Genomic DNA, 20,441 nt, shown 5'->3' with positions numbered 1-20,441 from the left:
GTTTTTCTTGATCCACAGCACCACTCAGCGTTCAAAACCATAGCTCATCCCTTAGTTATTTCTTCACCAACCTCACATAAAATACCCTTGCTGTTGATTTTCCATCTGATGGCGAAAATTTAACCGAAATCCGTTTTTTGCCTTTTAGTATTTCTGCAGGGATTGGGTATTCCTGGTTATAGAAGCTTGTTTTTTGTGGCCCCTGGTCCGCATCTACACCAACCAGTTTTTGATCATCAAGATAAATATCAAATTTATCTCGGCCACCACTTGTATGGTAACGAACATTTAAGGCCAGCTGATCTGCACCCGCGGTGTTCATTTCGTAGCTAAAGAAGCCATTTCCCGTTGCATTGCGCCAAAATTGATCCAGATAAGATCCTGTGTGGGAATTATTGTTTTTCATCTGGTGATCTACCTCCGGCTGTTGTTCTCCCGGTGCAACAAAATCTACTGTACGGCTTTCCAGTGCAAGTTTTTCATTTTCTACACGGCTAGCAGAATCGAGGTAAGCGGCATACTGGCCAGGCGTGAGCGCCATCCAATACATCATGTAACGGGAATCGTGAATGCGGAAAAAGGGCTCCAGGGTAATTTTTTCAGGGTTTTCTATCCGCTCATTTACAAAAGAGAACTTCATCGACTGCCCTTTTATGGGCTCGATTTTCTTGCCGATATCGTCAATATGCTCATCAATAAGAATAGGTGCCTTATTAATGGGCAGTTTCTTTCCACTGGCGATATGCCCCCAACGACTATCACCTGCCACCAGTCCTTTAAGTGCTTCCGTTTCTGTTTTAGTACCCAATAAAATCGGTCCGTGCATAATTGCCACATATTCTGGCAAATTGGGCATCCGCTCAACGGTAGTTTTCATGGGCAGGCTCAGCTCTACCACGTCTCCTTTTTTCCAGTTACGGCCAATTCCCACATAAGCATTCGGAAGCAATTTATAGTCGGCTTTTTTACCATTGATTTTCACTTCCATCATTTCCTTGCCGATCCATGATGGCTTTCTGATCATCAACATTAACCGGGCATTTCCATCTGCAACAATCAGCCTGGTTTTTTCCTCATCCGGAAAAGTAGTTTCCTGCCTTATTGTAATTTTTTTTTCTTTCCAGTTGAGTTCAGAGGCAATAAACAGGTTAAGATATAAAGTATCTTTTTGATGGGTGTAGATAAATTCGTTGTACTTGCTGTGGTTCTCCATACCGCTGCCCACGCAACACCACATACCTTCATTCGGGGCCGAATATACGCGGTAGTGCCTTGGCCGGGCGGGTGTAAAATAAACATAGCCACCATGTTCGGGATGCTGTGACGAAAGAATATGGTTATACAGGGCTTTTTCGTAAAAGTCTACGTATCTGGCATCGGGTTTTTCCCTAAAAAGTCCTTCGGTCAGTTTCAGCATATTGTAGGTGTTGCAGGTTTCTGGCCCTTCCACATCATCTACAAAATCAGCACTGGCAACAGCACTTGGAAAAAATTCCCTGCGACTGTTTCCGCCAAAGGCCAAAGACCTTTTGCCTGTTACTGTTTCCCAAAAAAACTGACCGGCCTGATCATAATTCTGTTGATGACTCAACTCTCCGATCCGCTGGAAACCAACGGCTTTAGGAACCTGAGTATTGGCATGTTTATTATCAAGGTTATCCTGCCCGTTTGCCATAGGCGTAAGCAATTGTTTATGAGAAAACCGCATCGCTGCGTTCAGGTATTTTTCATTGCCAGTGATCTGATAGGCATCAGCCAATACTTCATTCATCCCACCTTGTTCTGTATCTAACATTTGCTGCATCTGTTGCTCATTAATCTTCGAGGTAATGGCTATCGCCCAATCACAGAATTTTAAAAATACCTCCTTCGCATCTTTACTTTCCCCATAAATCCAGGCATCGCGCAAACCCGCAAAAGTTTTGTGAACATTATACCAGGGTACCCACGCAGATTGATAGGCTTTGAAGTTTCCTTCTTTAAGTTTCATCCAGATCTCCTTACTATTGGGAACACCCCCTGCATAGCCTATTCCCCATTCTGGATGTGAAGTGGTATTTTTATTCTGGCAGGCTTTTAATGTTGCTACGATTTTTTCCATCCTGCTTTTGCATTCTGGATTACCTGTTGAGGCATAATTAAGTGCAAGTGCACTAAGGTAATGTCCGGCGATATGCCCATCCAGCCCTTCCCAATTATCATAGCCTTTTTTATCTGTACGAAGCTCTGCCTGCTTAAGGTAAGGGTAAAGCAACCGGTCTACATCATAAGCCAATAGTGTTTTTATGTTAAGGTCTCTAGCGTTGTCAAATGGCCCATTAAGCAGTTTTACCTGTTTTAAAGGAAACGAATTGGCGTAAAATCCCTCTTGTGCCCCAACATTTCCACAGAAGGCCATATTGAATAGCACAGAAACGAATAGGCCGACGAAAAGCTTTTGCAAAAGATCGTATTTTGATAGTGTCAACATATAATTTTATTGGAAAAGGTTTTATTTAAATAAGGTAGAGGAGAATTGATAAAGGTTATTTCGCCAAACAGGCCAGGTGTGCCCTCCCGGATATTCGTGATAACTAAAGTTGATATTAAGCGCTTTAAATTTATCCATCATTATCTGGCAGTTATTATAGGCAATATCTTCTTTCCCACCCATGGCAATCCACAATTGCTTTAGGTTGGTATTGATTTTTTCACGGTTGTTTTTCATCCCTATATACTGAAGGTCGGCTATCGCGTTTTGACGTGGTACAACCCATCCAGAACTAAATACACCAAGATACGCGAATTTATCGGTATTGTTAATCCCCGTATAAAGCGTGTGCATCCCGCCCATCGATAAACCGGCCAATGCCCTGTTTTGCGCATCGGCTTTGGTGCGGTAAGTACTTTCAACCAATGGGATAATCACTTCTTTCAATTCTGATTCGAAGGTTTTTAATACGGCCTCGCCAAAGGCAGCTCCACCTACATTTGCACTGGGCATTACAATAATCATCGGTTTGGCTTTTTGAGCAGCAATAAGATTGTCGAGAATCAGATCTGTTTTACCCTGGTTCGCCCAGCCGGTTTCATCTTCTCCCCCTCCATGGAGGATATAAAGTACCGGGTATTTTTCGTTTACCTGTGCATCATAAAAAGGCGGTGTGTAAACATACAGCTGCCTCCATGACCGGGTTACTTTTGAGTAATATTTTTTGATGCGGAGCTCGCCATGCGGAACATCCTTTAACGCATAATAGTCGCCTTTTGAAAAAGGGATTTCAATTCCGCTGGCCATGCGCCCCATGCCGAAATAAGACTTACTGGCCGGATCTGCTACAGGAAGGCCATCAATGATGAGCGAATAATAATGAAATCCTTCACCCAAAGAATCGGTTGTAACAGTCCATCTGCCCTTTTCGTTTTTGACCATATCATACTTTCGGCCCAGGTCTACCTGAACACTGTGAGCATTGGGCGCCGAAAGATTGAAAACAACTTTATGGTCATCGGTGATCTGTGGATAGCCGCCAGAACCGATATTGGTTGAGGCCGGCGCACCTGCTACCGGATATTTTGAAAAAGTAGTGGTATCAACCGGTTTAAATAACAATTGGGAAAACATGTACAATCCATTCTTCCAGACTTTAAAATCATGAAAACCAGGCTCGATAAAATAGATATGTGGCACCTTGTTTTTAGTTAGATAATCGTGCGTGCGCTTACTATTGATAATGAGGTTATCACTAGCACCACAGGAGATAAATAACAATTTGAGCATGGCTGTGGTCTTTTTTGGATCAGGCACAAGCACTTCTGGCATTTTGGTATTTGGCGCAGAAGAAAAGCCAGCTATCCAGGCAAATTTATTCAGGTTTCCCAGTCCAAAATTCAAAGCCTGTCCTCCTCCCATTGATAAGCCTGCAATCGCCCGGTGTTCGCGGTCTTTATACACGCTAAACCTGCGTTCCACAAAAGGAATAAGATCATTAATTAAATCCTTTTCAAAAGTAGCAAAGGCTTGTACTTTATCCTTGTCCATAATGTTCCCGATGGCGCGGTCATCTTTCATGGCTCTACCGTTCGGCATAATTACCACCATAGGTGCTAACTTACCGGCGGCATAAAGATTATCCAGAATCACCTGGGGATTACCTCCATTAAGCCATTCTTTTTCATCACCTCCAATACCATGCAAAAGATATAAAACAGGATATTTTAATTGTTTAGTGTAACCTGGCGGCGTATATACCAATGCTTTACGGTTATTGCCCACAGTTTTTGACGAATAGATCAAAGTATCGATTTTTCCGTGCGGGATTGCAGGCTGAATAACGTCAAAGCCTTCTGGGGCACTGGACACGATCTGCTGAGCAAAACCATCAAAGGCATAAGCACTTAGACTGACAAAAAGCACTGTTATTTTAACAAAGAGGGATTTATTTGTTTTTTTCATATCTGGTTAGGTTAAGGGTATGTTATTAGCTGTTTATTTGCCTTTTACGGGGCTAACACCGATAGCGGTTTCTACAATTTTCTGTATGGTGCCATCCTCATTATAGTGCATATCATCTACACAGATAGACCTTCTATAACTGCCACCTGTGGGCAAGGAGCCATTGTGGTAAAAAAAGTAAGATCTGCCCTTAAAATCGATAACACCAGGATGAGTAGTAAAACTGTTGGGAACATTTCCCTGAATAATACCTTTGTATACCCAAGGTCCCTGTGGCCCCTTTGCCATACAGTATTCGATCATTTCGGGTTTGGTTCCCGCGCCGGCATAGATCAGATAATAGTTGTCTTTTCTTTTGTAAACCCAAGGGCCTTCAATGTAGTTTTTGATGTCCAGTACCTGGATTTCTCCATCCATCTCAATCATATTTTTTTTCAGCTTGACACTTTTACAACTTCCATTGCCCCAAAACAGATAAGCCTGCCCATCATCATCGATAAAAACAGTAGGATCGATGTCATCCCAGCCATGCTTTTTATCGGTAGTCATTTCATTGGTTACCAAAGCCTTGCCAATCGCATCTTTAAATGGCCCAACAGGGCTATCAGAAACTGCTACGCCGATCGCCATCCCTCCTTTACTCTCCTTATTTTTTTGGTGGCCTGTTGATACATACCAATAAAACTTTCCATCCCTGTAAATACACTGAGCGGCGTATGCATCTCCCCCGGCCCATGAAAAGGCCTTTGGCGAAAGCTGCATGCCATGATCTTCCCACTCGACCATATTTTTCGACGAGAACACATGCCAGTCGGGCATTTTATAATTGGTATCTTTCACCGTTGCAGTATCATGCCCAACATACAGATAAACTTTATTTTTATATACCAATGGTGCCGGATCAGCAGTAAAAATATGTTTGATAATTGGATTTTGCGCCTGCGATTTAAAATGCACCGCAAAAACCAGCGTTGATAACAATAGGAAGAGGGCTTTAAATTTCATTATTATTTTAGTATTTGGTCAGTAATCAGTTTGTTTTACTATGATATTTGCACCTTGATAGCTATTTACCTTCTTCATGTATTCGTGTGAATAATTCATTTTGAGCGTTAGCAGTATCATGCTTTCATTTTGGTCAGGTTAATATTTGGTTTAGCGAAGCTACCGGATCTGTTGTTTTTTCGTAGGAAGATTTGATTATTATTATACAAAATATGTTCATCGGTTGTATTTTTGACCTATTTTGAAGATAAAAGGATTAAATTTTAACGGTCTGTAAGGAACGGTGATGCTAGAGGCTTCTCCAGGTTATATAAATTCGGATTGCCTGGGTTACTGCCCAGCACAACGCACATATTTAGAGTTAAATGCATGTTCAACTTTCTTTTACCAAACGGTCTTCCACTTTTCTTTTAACACTAATGTATTCGGAAGGCTGCATATTAAATTTTGCTTTAAATGACTTAGCAAAATAATTAGGGGTAGCAAATCCAACCATGTAGGCAATTTGCGAAATATTCAAATCACTTTTTTCCAATAAAACAGCCGCCTTATCAAGTTTAACCGACCGGATATATTCAATTGGCGAAAGCCCTGTTAATTCGAGTATTTTATGGTACAGTGAACCTCTGCTCATACCCACATGTTTGCTTAGGTCTTCTACCGATAGTTTAGGGTTGTTTAAATTATCATCAATATAAACTGCCACTTTCTTGAGCAAACGGTCGCTGTGTGATTCGACTGTTACGGCTGTTGCCTCCACCTTGATCTGCTTGCTATAAGTGTCTTTGAGCCTTTTGTTGAGGGAAAGCAGATTTTTAATCTTTGCATTTAAGATCTCGAAGTTGAACGGTTTGGTCAGATAATCGTTTGCACCGGTTTCCAGGCCTTTTATCTGTTCCTGTTCCCCGGTTAAAGCGGTTAGCAATATGATGGGAATGTGATTGGTCCGTTTATCTGATTTAACTTTTTTACATAGTTCTATCCCGCTCATATAAGGCATATTGATATCACTTACGATGATCTGAGGATGGTTCGACAGCGTTTTTTGCCACCCTTCCTGTCCGTTGCTGGCCTCGTATATTCTGTAGAAAGACTGCAGTCCATCTTTAAGATAGGCACGAAAATCCTCATTGTCCTCCACTAGTAAAATAGAAGGGGTATCTGCATCCCGATCCGGTCCGGATATGGCGGCGTTCGACTCCAGTCTGGCCTTATTTGCAGAATCCGAAAAATCGATCATCAATTCGGTTGCAGACCGAACATTTGAGAACGGAAGTTCGATGGTGAAAACACTTCCCTGACCAACTTTACTCCGTACAGCGATTTTTCCGCCATGTAATTTCACAAATTCCTGTGCAATTGAAAGACCTATGCCACTTCCCTGATTCAAGATCGGCGCTATTCCGTCTGCCTGGAAAAAGCGTTGAAAGATTCTCTCCTGATCCGTTTCTGAAATGCCTATGCCCGAATCGGCGACAGTAATAATCAACGTAGCTGCATGCGTTGCGCCAGGCAGTGTAACCTTCTCCAGCTCAACTGAAATCCTTCCACCCAACGGGGTAAATTTGAATGCATTTGATAAAAGATTAAACAGCACCCTTTCGATCTTATCATGATCAAAAGGCGCACTAAAATAGCTCAATTGACTATTGAACACCAACTGTATCTGCTTGCGTTCGCTCAGATCATTGAATGATTCTAGAACTTCTTTGATGAAAGAAACGATATCTGTTTCAACAGCATTTAAAGTAAGTTCCCGGTCCTCGATTTTTCTGAAATCCAGGATCTGGTTAACCAGGTTTAGCAACCGCCTTGTATTGCGCTTGATCATCAATAAGGGATTGGCAACATGCTGATCAGGCTGTTCGGCAATCAGCTTATCTACAGGGCCCATGATGAGCGAAAGCGGGGTCCTGAACTCATGGCTGAGATTTGTCAGAAACTTGATTTTGAGTTTATCCAGTGCCCTTAACTGTTCGGCTTCTTTACGATGCTGCGCTAAACGCTGCTCAGCTTTCATTTTTTCCTGAACAAGGGCAAACTTTCTTTTGAGTTTCTGGATACCCAGATGCCGTATATAGAAAAGCGTACCGACAATGGTGAGGATATAAAAAATATAAGCATATGTGGTTTTCCAGAACGGAGGACTAACATCAATGGCGATGGAAGTTTCTGAGGCATTCCAGATACCGTTACTGTTGTTTGCTTTAACATGAAAGACATATTCCCCTGGATCAAGATTGGTATAGGACACCGATTTTGTCGAGCCTGCCTTTATCCAATCCTTGTCAAACCCCTCTAATTTATAGAAATACTGATTATCCTCAGGGACGGTGTAATTGATGCTGACATAGCTGAGCGTGAAACTCTGTTTATAGTCCAGGTGAATATTTTTGGCAATGGATATGTGCTCCTGGATCGGGCTGGCCTTGCCGGGCAGCACCGACGAGTTTGAAACCTTGAGATCAGTAAAGATCACCGCAGGAATACTTCTGTTTTTTTTAAAGAACCTCGGGTTAAAATAATTGAAGCCAGCGGCCCCTCCAAAATAGATCTCCCCTCCGGCAGTTCGCATCCCTGCACCACGGATAAAATTGTTGTTCTGAACACCATTATAAACCGTGTAGTTTGTAAATACTTTTGTCGTGGGATCAAAACTGCTGATGCCTTTATTGGTACTTACCCAGATCAGCCCCTTTAAGTCTTCTACTATAGCATACACTGTAGCATTGTTCAATCCATTTTTTTCGGAGAAATTGACGAACCTGTTCTTTTTACGATCATAGAGGCTCAGCCCCCCACTAAAAGTTCCGACCCATAGATTACCTGACCGGTCCTTTAATATCGACAGCGTGAGATCATTCGGCAGGTTATTGTTTTTTTTGTTCAGAACCGAAAATTTATGGGTAAACTGATCAAGTATCGATATTCCTGATCCATAAGTGCCGATCCACATATTATTTTGATCATCTTCTTCTATAAACCTAATGAAATTATTCCCCGGGAAATCCACCTCGTTGGGCGCCTGGGGGTTCTTGCAGTATTTCAAAATCACTTTAGCATCTGGCGTCATCAGGTTCACTCCTCCTCCATTGGTTCCTACCCAGATTTTACCTGTCTTGTCTTCTTTTAAGCAAAAAACGTCATTCGAATTCAGCCCGTTGGCTTTGGTGGAGTGTTTAATCTGCAATAGCTTATCCGTTAACAGATCCATAGATACCAAACCGTTTGAATAGGTTCCCATGAGCAGTTTTTTTTCTTTGGTGATAGCCATAGCTATTATGGAAATATTGTTCATTGCACTTCCATCAGGCAATCTGACATTGAACCTTTTTATCAGCTCGGTACGCGGATTGAAAAGATTTAGCCCACCACCATCTGTGCCCACAAATATTTCATCTCTGTACTGCACGAAAGAAGTGATTACAGATGCACTCAAACCATTGGGATCGTAAATATTGCTTTGCTTTAGGTTAAAAAGATTCAGATTGGAATCATATTTACTTATCCCGCCATGAAACGGGCCCAGCCAGTAGATCCCGTCATCAATATAAATACTGCTGATCGATTTGCCTGTCAGCGAGTAGGAATCTCTGTAGTTCGGCCTGTAGGATGTAATAGCGGCACTATTGAGATCAATAATTTTCAGTCCATCATCAGTACCTGCCCATAATTGATTGTTTTTATCAATTGCCAGACTGATCACCCTGCTACTGGCAAGTGCATTGAGGTCGCCGTCCATGTAAACAAAAGCACTGAATCCACCATGGGCAGGCAATTTCCTGCATATTCCCCGCGCGGTACCAAACCAGATATTTCCCGATTTATCCTCACAGATCGTGTTGATCTCGTTACTGATCGGAGTGGAAGCATCAGAGGGGCTGTGGCGGTAAATCCTGAAAGCCTTTTCTTTCCTTTCATAAAGATAAACCCCATTATTTGATCCGATCCACAATCTGTTCTTACTATCTTCTAACAGACAGTTAAAAGATAATTGAGCTGAAGATTTTCTGTTGGGGGTTTGCTTAATGTGATTGATGATCTTATTTGTTTTTGGATCCAGCTCATCAAGCCCATTATAAGTTGCTACCCAAACATGGCCTAAATGGTCTGTAGTCACAGCATGAATAAGATCGCTGCTAAGCCCGCCCTCTACATTGGCAGGATAGGTTATGAAGGAATTGTTTTTACGGTCAAATAAACTCAAAGACCCCAGAGAGCTCCCAACCCATAGGTTACCCGAACTGTCCTCATGTAAAGCCCTGATATCATTGGACCGCAGGCTTGTCGGATCATTTTCATTAAACTTATAAACGGTGAAGTTGCTGCCGTCGTATTTATTCAGTCCGTCCTCTGTGCCAAACCACATAAAACCAAAGTGGTCTTTTACTATCGCATTAACTGTGTTGGATGATAGGCCGTCTTTTATCTGCAGTGATGTGAAATTTATTTTTTGCTGTTGAGCGTAATCTTTCACTGGGGAAATCAGAAGTGAGACCGCAAAGCACAGGAATATTTTATTAAAAGCAGATTTAAAAATCATGATTTTATTTTTTGATCTGAGCAGTAACACTGATATCGGGCCTGGACAGACCTGTTTGCACTGCCTTCTAGAAAACCAAAATCCCACGTAACCAAACTGGCTGACCCGCTGCAGCGCATGGAAAACATTTTAACCGGGTGAAGATATGACAACAGGGAAATTTTGATCACCCTGCAAGTAAAGCTATGGCCCATATTATCTATTTGTTTATCAGTTAGGTAGGTAGCACCCAGAGCTGAACATATCTGGTTATTTAATCAGCGCACCTGGTTTTCGCCCAAGGTTTCCGAATTCAAGCTAAAATAACCTGATTATCTGATGAGCGTTAAGTCAATTGTGAAAATTATAGCAATAAATGTTCAATATCCCCCAATGTTCGTCCTAATTCATCAGGTGAAATAAAATTTAAAGGGCCCAAACAACCAGATCGAAACATTTGTCATAGGTTTTTATCCAAATGTACACCTCCCGAAGTTAAACTATTTGGAACTTGCAAAAGTTAAGAAAACCAAATATATGAGACGATTATTCTTTTTAACAATATTTACCACGTTAGCTCTTCTACACGTTTCCAGTCCAATTCAGGCTCAGGAATATCCATTTGAAGATTACAAATTACCTTTTGATAAAAGGGTTGATGATCTGGTATCCAGATTAACACTTGAGGAAAAAGTTTTTCAGATGCTTAATTCAGCACCTGCAATTCCAAGATTAAAAATTCCGGCTTACGATTGGTGGAATGAAACACTGCACGGGGTGGCTAGAACCCCGTTTAAGGTTACCGTATATCCGCAGGCCATTGCAATGGCGGCCATGTTCGATCCTGCAGCGCTGGGTAAAATGGCAGACTACTCTGCTTTGGAAGGGCGGGCAATTTACAACAAGGCGGTTGCGCTTGGCCGTACGAATGAACGCTATCTGGGACTGACCTATTGGACACCCAATATCAATATCTTTAGAGACCCAAGATGGGGACGCGGTCAGGAAACCTATGGGGAGGATCCTTATTTAACCGCTACACTTGGAGATGCATTTGTAAGGGGTTTGCAGGGCGATGACCCAAAATACCTGAAAGCGGCTGCTTGTGCGAAACATTATGCTGTACACAGCGGACCGGAGCCGCTACGCCACATATTTAATGCAGATGTTAGTGCCTTTGATCTTTGGGACACTTATTTGCCAGCATTTGAAAAACTGGTTACGAAATCGGAAGTTGCCGGAGTGATGTGTGCTTATAACGCATTTCAAGGACAACCATGTTGTGGCAGCGATCTTTTAATGACCGACATTTTAAGAAAGAAATGGGGTTTTAAGGGCTATGTTACTTCAGATTGCTGGGCCATTGATGATTTCTTTAAAAATCACAAAACCCACAAAGACGCAGCAAGTGCATCTGCTGATGCGGTTTTTCATGGAACTGATCTAGACTGTGGAACTGATGCTTATAAAGCTTTACTTACTGCGGTTAAAAACGGTATTATTACAGAAAAAGATATTGACGTATCGGTAAAAAGACTGTTCATGATCCGGTTCAGGCTTGGCATGTTCGATCCGCCTTCGATGGTGAAATACGCCAATACACCAATAACAGTTTTAGAAAACAGTGCCCACAAAGCACATGCACTTAAAATGGCAAGGGCATCAATGGTTCTGTTAAAAAACGAATCCAATACACTCCCGCTGAAAAAGAATCTAAAAAAACTTGTGGTGCTTGGTCCGAATGCTAATAATGATATTTCGGTGCTTGGAAATTACAATGGCACCCCTTCAACCATTACAACGGTTCTTCAGGGCATAAAAGATAAACTGGGAAATCAAACAGAGGTGGTATATGAGCAGGCGATTTCGTTCGCGAGCGATACGATTCTACATTATCGAAATTTAGAGAACCAATTAACCGTAGATGGCCACAAGGGTTTCAAAGCCGAATATTTCAAGGGTATAGAACTGCAGGGAGCGCCATTTTTAACGCGGTTCGAAGAATCAATAAACCACAACTGGCAAGAGGGCGAGCAAATTGGTGAAGGTTTTGCTGCAAACCATTTTTCTGCCCGGTTCAGCACAGTGTTTAAAGCTTTAAAGTCAGAAGAAATCACTTTTGAAGTAGATGGGGATGATGGCTACCGTTTAAAGGTAAACGGGCAAAAAGTTTTAGATGCCTGGTCTAAAAACAGGTGGGGGGCTAAAACGTATAAAATTCCTGTTTCGAAGGATTCTACATACAAAATTGAAATGGAATACTGGCAAGGTGAGGGTGGAGCAAAGGTCCGCTTTGCGGGAGGTACCTTTGGGCGCACAGATTTTACTGAGTTGGTTGCACGCCATCGCGATGCAGATGCATTTATATTCGTGGGCGGCATTTCTCCACAACTTGAAGGCGAAGAAATGAAAGTAAATGTGCCTGGATTTAATGGAGGCGACAGAACCTCGATCATGCTTCCCCAGGCACAAACCTCACTGATGAAAGCTTTAAAATCGAGCGGCAAGCCAGTTGTTTTTGTGATGATGACGGGAAGCGCCATTGCCATTCCATGGGAAGCCGAAAATATACCTGCCATTGTTAATGCCTGGTACGGCGGCCAATCGGCAGGAACTGCGGTAGCTGATTTATTGTTCGGTGATTACAGCCCTTCAGGAAGACTGCCGGTAACCTTTTATAAGAGTGATGAGGATCTAAAAGATTTTAATGATTATAATATGGAAAATCGGACCTATAGGTATTTCAAAGGCAAACCTCTTTTTGGATTTGGATATGGATTAAGCTATTCTACATTCAATTATCACAACTTTATCCTACCTTCAAACCTTAAATCAGGTAAAGGAACAAGTTTGTCTGTAAAGATCACCAATACCGGTAAAATGCAGAGCGACGAGGTTGCCCAGCTGTATGTTATGCATAACAATTTAAAAATCAAATCAGCTAAAAAAGCCCTTAAGGGATATCAGAGAGTTAGCCTGGCACCTGGTGAAAGCAAACTTGTTCATTTTAAATTATCACCTGATGAACTTAGTTATATTGATGATAAAGGAACAAAAAGACCACTAAAAGGCGAGATCACATTATCGATCGGTGGAAGCCAGCCAGATGAGAAGCTGAAAACAAGCGGTAATATTGTAACCAGAAAACTAATAATCAACTAGATGAAAAAGATTACCCTCCTATTGATTATCATTACAGCTACTACCCATTTTCTGAAGGCTGAAGATGGACATCAACTTTGGCTCCGCCATACCGCTGCCAAGCAGGTAAAGGTGGTATCGCCAAGAAAGTCGCCGGTATTAACCATTGCTGTACAAGAAATTAAAAACGGGTGGCTGGGAAAAGATGGCGCAGAACTAAAATTTGATTTTGTTAAAGATGGCTCGGTTACCGATGATGGATTTCGTTTGGAAGGCAATAAAATTGCCGCTAAAACGGATCTGGGCATCCTTTATGGAAGCTACGAGCTCCTTAGAAGGCAGTATTTAGGAAAGTCTGATCAAAATTATGCATCTAATCCCTCCTATTCCAGAAGAATCCTTAACCACTGGGATAATCTGGATGGTTCTGTAGAACGCGGGTATGCTGGTGCTTCGATATTTTGGAGACAGGGCGATTCTTCGCTTCAACTCAGTGAGGCAGATATCGCTTTGTACAAAGAATATGCAAGAGCTAATGCCTCCATAGGCATAAACGGCACAGTGCTAAACAACGTAAACGCTTCTGCAAAAATCCTCACCATAGCCTATCTTCAAAAGGTTCAGGCTATTGCCACAGTATTGCGTCCATATGGTTTAAAAGTCTATTTATCGGTCAACTTTTCCTCGCCCGTTACGGTTGGGAAACTTAAAACCGCCGACCCTCTGGTTCCCGCCGTTAGGCATTGGTGGGCAGCTAAGGCAAAAGAAATTTATTCACTTATTCCTGATTTTGGAGGATTCCTTGTAAAAGCCAATAGCGAAGGGCAACCTGGCCCTCAAAATTTCGGAAGAACACACGTTGATGGTGCCAATATGATGGCTGATGCGCTCTCCCCTTTTGGAGGGATTGTAATGTGGCGTGCCTTTGTATATCAACCAAGTAATGAAGACCGTACCAAACAAGCATATAATGAGTTTTTAAAATTTGATGGTAAATTCAAGAAAAATGTAATTATCCAGATCAAAAACGGACCACTTGATTTTCAGCCCCGAGAGCCATTCAGTCCCTTATTCGGGGCTATGATTAAAACACCTGTAATGCCAGAGTTTCAGATCACGCAGGAGTATCTGGGCTGGTCGAATCACCTGGTTTTCTTGTCTACCCTTTGGGAAGAGTGTTTACAAAGCGATACCTACCGAAATGGTAAAGGCAGCACTGTAGCAGCCTGTACAGATGGGACAATGGATAAACGAACCTTCAGTGCAATTGCAGGGGTATCCAATATTGGCCTGGAGAGAAATTGGACAGGGCATATTTTTGCACAGGCCAATTGGTACGCTTTCGGCAGACTTGCCTGGGACAACAAACTTAAGAGTGAAGATATTGCAGATGAATGGATTAGGCAAACTTTTTTAAGTCCTACGGAAAAGAAAATGGAGCGAACCTTTGTAAAGCCAATAAAAGAAATGATGATGCAGAGCAGAGAAGTGGCTGTGGATTATATGATGCCTTTAGGATTGCACCACATTTTTGCCGAAGGCCACCATTACGGGCCCGCCCCATGGTTCTCGAATAAAGCCATCAGGGCCGATTGGACTTCGGTATACTACCACAATGCAGACCTTTTAGGAGTAGGTTTTAACAGAAGCAGCACCGGTAGCAATGCCGTTGAGCAGTACCATGAACCACTCCGATCTACATTTAACAGCCTGGAAAGTTGTCCAGAAGAATACCTGTTATGGTTTCACCATGTGCCATGGACTTATAAACTTAAAAATGGAAACGACCTTTGGACAGCGCTTTGTTATCGTTATGATTCGGGTTTGCAACGTGTTCGTGCTTTCCAACGCATTTGGGACAGTACCAAGGGCTTGATTGATGATGAGCGGTTCAGATCCGTGCAATCCAAGCTCAAGATCCAAAGCCGTGATGCACAGGTTTGGAAGGATGCCTGTTTGTTATATTTCCAGCAGTTTAGCAAAAGAGAAATTCCTTACGATTTAGAACGACCGATATATGAATTGGATACTTTGAAAAAGCTGACCAAAAGTAAAGACTATGAATAGCCTATTTTCATCAAGACAAAACCAAAAAAATCCGCATCTAGCGGAAGTCTTGGTGCCCTGGCACAAGCAAAGGCCTGACTTGTGCTTTTCATTAAATCAACACATCAATATCTATCAATCCTTTGCCTCCCCATCTAGCACAAGTCTTAGCGCCCCGGCAAAAGCAAAGGCCTGACTTGTGCTTTTCGTTAAATTGATACATTAATCCTTTAGGGCACAAGTCAGCCAGCCCACATTGTCCAAACCACTAAGATTCTGTGTTGATTTCCAAAAAATATTTTAATTAATTATCTTTGTTATATAAGGCAGTCATAGAACTAGCTTGTAATAGCGTACTGATCTTGTATCTGTACGCTATTCTCTTTTTCGAGGTATTTTTTGTCATAAGCAGTTTTGTTTTGGAATAGCGTGTACATCATTTCTAACATTTTTCTTTGTACAGCTACTAATCCTTTCATTTTTATTCCATTTCTGGCCAATATTCTGGCATATATTGCTTTAAATCTTTCATCCCATTTAACAGCACTTAAACTTGGCAGATACATTGCCTTGCGTAAATGGCGGTTTCCTTTTTTTGATATTTTGGGTTTTCCTTTTACCGATGTGCCAGATTGCTTCTCTTTCACATCGAAGCCTGCATAGCTGGCAAGCTGTTTCTTACTGCGGATTAGTTCAAAGCCGTTGGTTTCTGCCAAAACAATTACAGCTGTTAGTTCCCCAACGCCAGGCATTGTACACATTATTTTCACATCCTCCTTCAGATCCCTGTCTTCACAAACAATTTCTGATATATCCTTTTTGCTCTCTTTTTCCTGCGCATTCAAAAAAGCAATCCTCGCCTTTAGGCGATCCAGACTTTTCTCATAAGGGTAAGCCTCTGATTTTTCCGCATGGAGCTGGTTTTTCACTGCAGATCTCTCGTTCACAATCTGGTCACGCTCCCGGGTCAACTGCTGTAAACTCCTATATACCTTCTTTGGCTTTTCCCAATTGTCCAGCTTCCGCCCAAGCCCAAATCTTGCAATAGCTTCCGAACAGGTTTTGTCTGTAATGGTTTTTACCTCCAGGCTGCGCATATAGTTGCTTATCTTGTTGGGAAGGATAATACTGAGTTGATGACCATGTTCCGATAAATAATAAGCAAACTTTTGATGGTAAACTCCAGTAGCCTCCATAACGTAATGAACACCAACTGTGCTGTCCGAAAGTTTTTTTACCCAGTCAACCAACAGTTTCATCCCTGCTTCACTGTTTTTGAAAACTTTATAGGCGTACAGCTCTTCTGATAAATCATCTAATAGCCTGCCAAGGGTTACAACTAGCTCTTTCTGGGCAACATCTATCCCCAATACCTGTTTTAATACTTTTTTCATCGATTAAGAATTTTATAATTGATGAATCTCCCTTCGTTTTTTCTCCTGGTTGGATATTCTGGATAGTATGACATGCATAATTCCTTACATTCTGTTCAAACTCTAAAAGATAGAAAAAGATGAGGCTTGATCTTAGTGACAATATACTTGATAGTTATTTAGACTTACATGCGCTCTCATCTTTTTTCAATTATATTTACGAATTTAAACTTTTGTAAACATAGGAGACTTGCGCCAGTGAGGCGCTAATTCAGCATGAATTCAGGTTTGTTTTGGCCTGGAAGAATCACATTGCGGGTACAGCTCCGATTTGAGTCAGTAAAGCAAGCAGATCAGGTTGTCCTACTTCTTCTATGATCTGGTTGTTAGACAAACGGTAAAAATTTATTGCTGCAACTGCAATAGGTTTTTCAGTTGCGGGTACGCCAAAGAAATTTCCTTTATGAGTTCCTTTCATGGTAAACCTAACCGCTACCCTATCATTCTCAGTGATCATCTCTTCAATATTCCACTGAATATCCGGAAAGCCGCTGCGCATCATTCCGATAATCGTTAAATAACCTTTAGGACCTTGTAGCGGGTCAGCCTGAAAAGGCACATGGAACTTCGCTGCCGGATTTATTAATTGTTGTGCCAAATTTTCGTCGGCAGTATTGATGAACTGTAAAAATTGATCAAAAAATTCTTTTGTTGCTCCCATTTTCTATTTTTTCGCTTATAATATGCACTTGTTTTTATAATGTAAAGATGGACCATAATTACCTTTCTAGTCAATAAACAAGCTTAAGAAATAGTCTTAATGTAGATTAAGGGTAGGTGTTATTTTAATGATATATTTTTTCTGATCTTGCTGAGAAATTCAGGCGTGATGCCCAGATAGGAAGCGATCTGCGTATTGGGTAATCTTGAAGCTAGCGCTGCATATTGTGCTAGAAAATCCAGATAGCGTTGCTCTGCATTTGAACTGAAATTTTGCAACAAGCGGTTTTGAAGTTCAATGAACTTTTCCTCCACGATTACCCGAAAATTTCTATCAAACTTTGGTGAATTCACATAAAGATAAAGCAAGTCCTGATGCTCAATCTGTAAAATAGTGGAAGGTTCAATCGCTTCTATAAAAAGTTTACTCGGTTTTCCCGAATAGAAACTTCCAAGGTCAGCAACCCAATCATTCTCCGCTGCAAACCCCAGATTATGTTCCGTCCCTTTTTCATCGATGCCATACATTTTAAAACAGCCTTGCTCAACAAACGTATAATGTTTGCAAACAAAGCCTTCCTGCAAGATCATTTGTCTCCGTTTTATTTTTCTGTGTGTCGTTCTTTCGGCAAGCAAGTTTATTTCCCCGGAATTTAAAGGAAGGTACTTTTTAAAATATTCGACTAGTGGTTGTATCGTCAATTTTTTGATATTGGTTAAGATGAATATTTAAAATGAATCATCGTTTTACAAATATGATAAAAGTGTAAGTAATTAGATTACTGTCTAAAAGAAAAGTTATACCTATGAAAAAAGCACCTCACGGTCAGAATCTTGATGTTGTTGCCATTCAGCTGCATCGCCAAAAGATGAAGATGTTGTAGATAGTAGAATTAAAGTAGACGACAAAGTTTGAATTAATCTTTCTTTGTCGCCCGCTCATACCACCGTATGTACCCACTTGTATAACAATTTCCTCAGATTGATTTCCAATGAAGTTTCTTATAGTTGGTACTTAAAGCGTAATGCCCTATAGGGATATACCCCGATTTCTCCTGGTTACCTTTTAGCTTCGGCTCATGCCAATGCCTCCACCAAATATAGCATGTTATTGAAGGTGCGTTAATGGTTAACCATCTTCATTGCACCTTCACTATAACGCTCACCAGTTATAGGATATCGCTTGATCAATTCATCAACCGCTGTAAGATCATCACCCGTCAGCTCAACTTCAATCGCACCTACATTATCTTCCAGGTATTTTCTTTTTTTCGTGCCTGGAATCGGGATAATATCCGCGCCTTGCGCCAGCACCCATGCCAGAGCAAGCTGTGCGGGCGTGCAACCTTTGGTACCTGCCAGTGCAGCAAATTCAACTATGAGCCTATTGTTATTTGTAATATTTTCCTGCTGGTAACGTGGCAGGGTTCTCCTAAAATCATCATCAGCCAAGGTGTTTACATCAAGTGCATTGGTAACCAGGCCCCGTGCCAGTGGAGAATAAGGCACAAGTGAAATGCCTAGTTCACGCGTAGTCTGCAATATCCCATTTTCCACATCCCTTGTAAGTAACGAATACTCACTTTGCAGTGCAGCAATCGGGTGCTCGGCATGTGCTTTGCGTAAAGAAGTGACAGAAGCCTCACTAAGTCCAAGATAGCGTACCTTTCCCTCTCTTACCAAATCGGCCATTGCGCCAACAGTTTCTTCAATCGGAATGTTCGGGTCAACCCGATGGGCATAGTAGAGGTCTATGGTATCAATTCTCAATCGTTTCAGGCTCTGTTCAACAGCAACTTTCATCCAGGCGGGAGAACCATCAAAATAAGTTCCCGTTGCGCTGCTGGGGCCGGCAATTCCATCTTTAAAACGGAATCCAAATTTAGTTGCAATAAATACCTTGTTACGGTTAGGTACGAGTACCTTCGAAATGAGCGCTTCATTTGCTCCGTTTGCATACATATCGGCCGTATCCCAAAAATTGATCCCAAGATCAAGTGCTTTTTCAAGAGTCGCTAAACTTTCTTTGTCGTCTGGAGGTCCATACGCAAAACTCATGCCCATGCAGCCTAAGCCAAGTGCAGACAGTTTCTCGCTGCTTGTCCCTAAATTTCTATATTTCATTTTGATAAGATTTTGTTTCCTCAAATGTAGATAAGAAAGCAAAACCATCACTTATAAGCATCAAACAGATCGTTATAATATTCAAACAGTTTCTCTCAGTTTAGTAGGTGCTGAACCAGTGTGTTTTTTAAAGAACAGTGTAAAATATGAAGGGTATTCAAAGCCCAGGCTGTAGGCAACATCACCGATATTCCAGTCGGTATGCTGCAATAGTGCCTTAGCCTCTTTAACAATCCGGGCAGCGATATGAGCGGTTGTGGTTTTACCGGTAACCTCTTTTACAGATCGGTTAAGGTGATTGATGTGTACAGATAAAGCGTCAGCATAATCGGCAGGTTTTTTCAGTTTGAGTATAAGCGTAGGAGAATCTATCGGAAACTGTCTTTCCAGCAGTTCAAGAAATAAGGCAGAAACCCTTGAAGAGGCATTGGCATAGGTATGAAAATTTGTGGCGGGATTATTTTTCATCGCCTCATGAATCAACAGGTGCAAATAACTGCGCAGTACATCGTACTTGTGCGGATAAGTTGAGTACATCTCTGCCCGCATCTTTTGGAATATAGCCGAAAATTCGCGCAATTGAATTTCATCTGGAAAGAACACCGGATTACAGCCGACTTTAAACAATGATGAATCCCGCAGGTTATTTACCCGTTCACTATGCTGAATAAAATCCTCGGTAAAAAGACAATACCAGCCCGACTGCTGATCAGAGTCTGCTTCCCAGGAATAGGGCACAATAGGGTTTGAAAATAGCAATGCGGGTCGATCAATCTGTATCCACTTATCCGCATAATAGATCTTCCCCTTACCAATAATAAGAGAAACCTTGTAAAAATCGCGGCGACTGTATGGACTTACCACGGCGCAGTTATCTCTTGTGAACACGTTTATGTGGCCAATAACAGCATTATCGAGCGGAACATCTATGGGCGCATGGCTTGGCAGTCTGTTATAAAAATCGATAACGGTCTCTGCTTGTTTCATGCTGTAAATTTATAAAAATCAAACAATATACCTTGCATAAACCAAATTGATTAACCTGTACCGTCAACTCCAGAAGCCCCTAACACAA

General features: G+C 41.6%; 11 protein-coding genes. 2 read left to right on the top strand and 9 right to left on the bottom strand.

What is annotated here, in order from left to right; translation table 11 throughout:
* Positions 1–55: 55 nt before the first annotated feature.
* The 4 genes from EYS08_RS17600 to EYS08_RS17585 all read right to left on the bottom strand — a co-directional run bounded on the left by EYS08_RS17600 (position 56) and on the right by EYS08_RS17585 (position 9,983).
* Positions 56–2,470 (bottom strand): glycoside hydrolase family 127 protein, encoded by a 2,415-nt coding sequence (locus EYS08_RS17600; protein ID WP_131031280.1) that lies wholly within the window; start codon positions 2,468–2,470, stop codon positions 56–58.
* Between the two features lie 21 nt (positions 2,471–2,491).
* A complete protein-coding gene (locus tag EYS08_RS17595; protein ID WP_131031278.1) occupies positions 2,492–4,435 on the bottom strand; it encodes an alpha/beta hydrolase-fold protein in 1,944 nt (647 codons plus the stop codon).
* Positions 4,436–4,468: 33 nt separating this feature from the next.
* Complete coding sequence (locus EYS08_RS17590; protein WP_131031277.1) at positions 4,469–5,440, bottom strand: glycoside hydrolase family 43 protein; 972 nt, start codon at positions 5,438–5,440, stop codon at positions 4,469–4,471.
* A 373-nt stretch (positions 5,441–5,813) separates the two neighbouring features.
* Complete coding sequence (locus EYS08_RS17585; RefSeq protein ID WP_131031275.1) at positions 5,814–9,983, bottom strand: hybrid sensor histidine kinase/response regulator transcription factor; 4,170 nt, start codon at positions 9,981–9,983, stop codon at positions 5,814–5,816.
* Between the two features lie 516 nt (positions 9,984–10,499).
* Here EYS08_RS17585 and EYS08_RS17580 point away from each other — a divergent pair.
* Together EYS08_RS17580 and EYS08_RS17575 are read left to right on the top strand one after the other, a co-directional pair.
* Complete coding sequence (locus EYS08_RS17580; RefSeq protein WP_131031273.1) at positions 10,500–13,124, top strand: glycoside hydrolase family 3 C-terminal domain-containing protein; 2,625 nt, start codon at positions 10,500–10,502, stop codon at positions 13,122–13,124.
* A complete protein-coding gene (locus tag EYS08_RS17575; RefSeq protein ID WP_131031271.1) occupies positions 13,125–15,170 on the top strand; it encodes an alpha-glucuronidase in 2,046 nt (681 codons plus the stop codon).
* 317 nt (positions 15,171–15,487) lie between these two features.
* Here EYS08_RS17575 and EYS08_RS17570 read toward each other — a convergent pair whose 3' ends face one another.
* From EYS08_RS17570 to EYS08_RS17550, 5 genes are all read right to left on the bottom strand, one after another.
* Positions 15,488–16,543, bottom strand: coding sequence for an IS110 family RNA-guided transposase (locus EYS08_RS17570; RefSeq protein WP_131031270.1), 1,056 nt, complete (start codon positions 16,541–16,543; stop codon positions 15,488–15,490).
* A 286-nt stretch (positions 16,544–16,829) separates the two neighbouring features.
* The gene (locus tag EYS08_RS17565; protein WP_131031268.1) at positions 16,830–17,243 is read right to left on the bottom strand and encodes an ester cyclase; all 414 of its coding nucleotides are present in this window, start codon (positions 17,241–17,243) and stop codon (positions 16,830–16,832) included.
* A 119-nt stretch (positions 17,244–17,362) separates the two neighbouring features.
* Entirely contained in the window at positions 17,363–17,878 is a 516-nt protein-coding gene (locus tag EYS08_RS17560) for a Crp/Fnr family transcriptional regulator (protein ID WP_394343122.1), read from the bottom strand.
* A gap of 486 nt (positions 17,879–18,364) precedes the next feature.
* On the bottom strand, positions 18,365–19,366 hold the full coding sequence (locus tag EYS08_RS17555) for an aldo/keto reductase (protein WP_131031265.1): 1,002 nt from the start codon (positions 19,364–19,366) through the stop codon (positions 18,365–18,367).
* Between the two features lie 81 nt (positions 19,367–19,447).
* Positions 19,448–20,353 (bottom strand): helix-turn-helix domain-containing protein, encoded by a 906-nt coding sequence (locus tag EYS08_RS17550; RefSeq protein ID WP_131031264.1) that lies wholly within the window; start codon positions 20,351–20,353, stop codon positions 19,448–19,450.
* Between the last annotated feature and the right edge of the window lie 88 nt (positions 20,354–20,441).

Source organism: Pedobacter kyonggii (assembly GCF_004310665.1).
Classification (GTDB): domain Bacteria; phylum Bacteroidota; class Bacteroidia; order Sphingobacteriales; family Sphingobacteriaceae; genus Pedobacter; species Pedobacter kyonggii.
Note: the sequence above shows the minus strand (reverse complement) of the source record. Positions and strands in the feature narration are given on the sequence as shown.

Excerpts from the sequence above, each read along its gene's own strand:
- EYS08_RS17565 (WP_131031268.1), bottom strand. The coding sequence starts at position 17,243 with ATGGGAGCAACAAAAGAATTTTTTGATCAATTTTTACAGTTCATCAAT.
- EYS08_RS17595 (WP_131031278.1), bottom strand. The coding sequence starts at position 4,435 with ATGAAAAAAACAAATAAATCCCTCTTTGTTAAAATAACAGTGCTTTTT.
- EYS08_RS17555 (WP_131031265.1), bottom strand. The coding sequence starts at position 19,366 with ATGAAATATAGAAATTTAGGGACAAGCAGCGAGAAACTGTCTGCACTT.
- EYS08_RS17570 (WP_131031270.1), bottom strand. The coding sequence starts at position 16,543 with ATGAAAAAAGTATTAAAACAGGTATTGGGGATAGATGTTGCCCAGAAA.
- EYS08_RS17550 (WP_131031264.1), bottom strand. The coding sequence starts at position 20,353 with ATGAAACAAGCAGAGACCGTTATCGATTTTTATAACAGACTGCCAAGC.
- EYS08_RS17590 (WP_131031277.1), bottom strand. The coding sequence starts at position 5,440 with ATGAAATTTAAAGCCCTCTTCCTATTGTTATCAACGCTGGTTTTTGCG.
- EYS08_RS17600 (WP_131031280.1), bottom strand. The coding sequence starts at position 2,470 with ATGTTGACACTATCAAAATACGATCTTTTGCAAAAGCTTTTCGTCGGC.
- EYS08_RS17580 (WP_131031273.1), top strand. The coding sequence starts at position 10,500 with ATGAGACGATTATTCTTTTTAACAATATTTACCACGTTAGCTCTTCTA.
- EYS08_RS17575 (WP_131031271.1), top strand. The coding sequence starts at position 13,125 with ATGAAAAAGATTACCCTCCTATTGATTATCATTACAGCTACTACCCAT.
- EYS08_RS17585 (WP_131031275.1), bottom strand. The coding sequence starts at position 9,983 with ATGATTTTTAAATCTGCTTTTAATAAAATATTCCTGTGCTTTGCGGTC.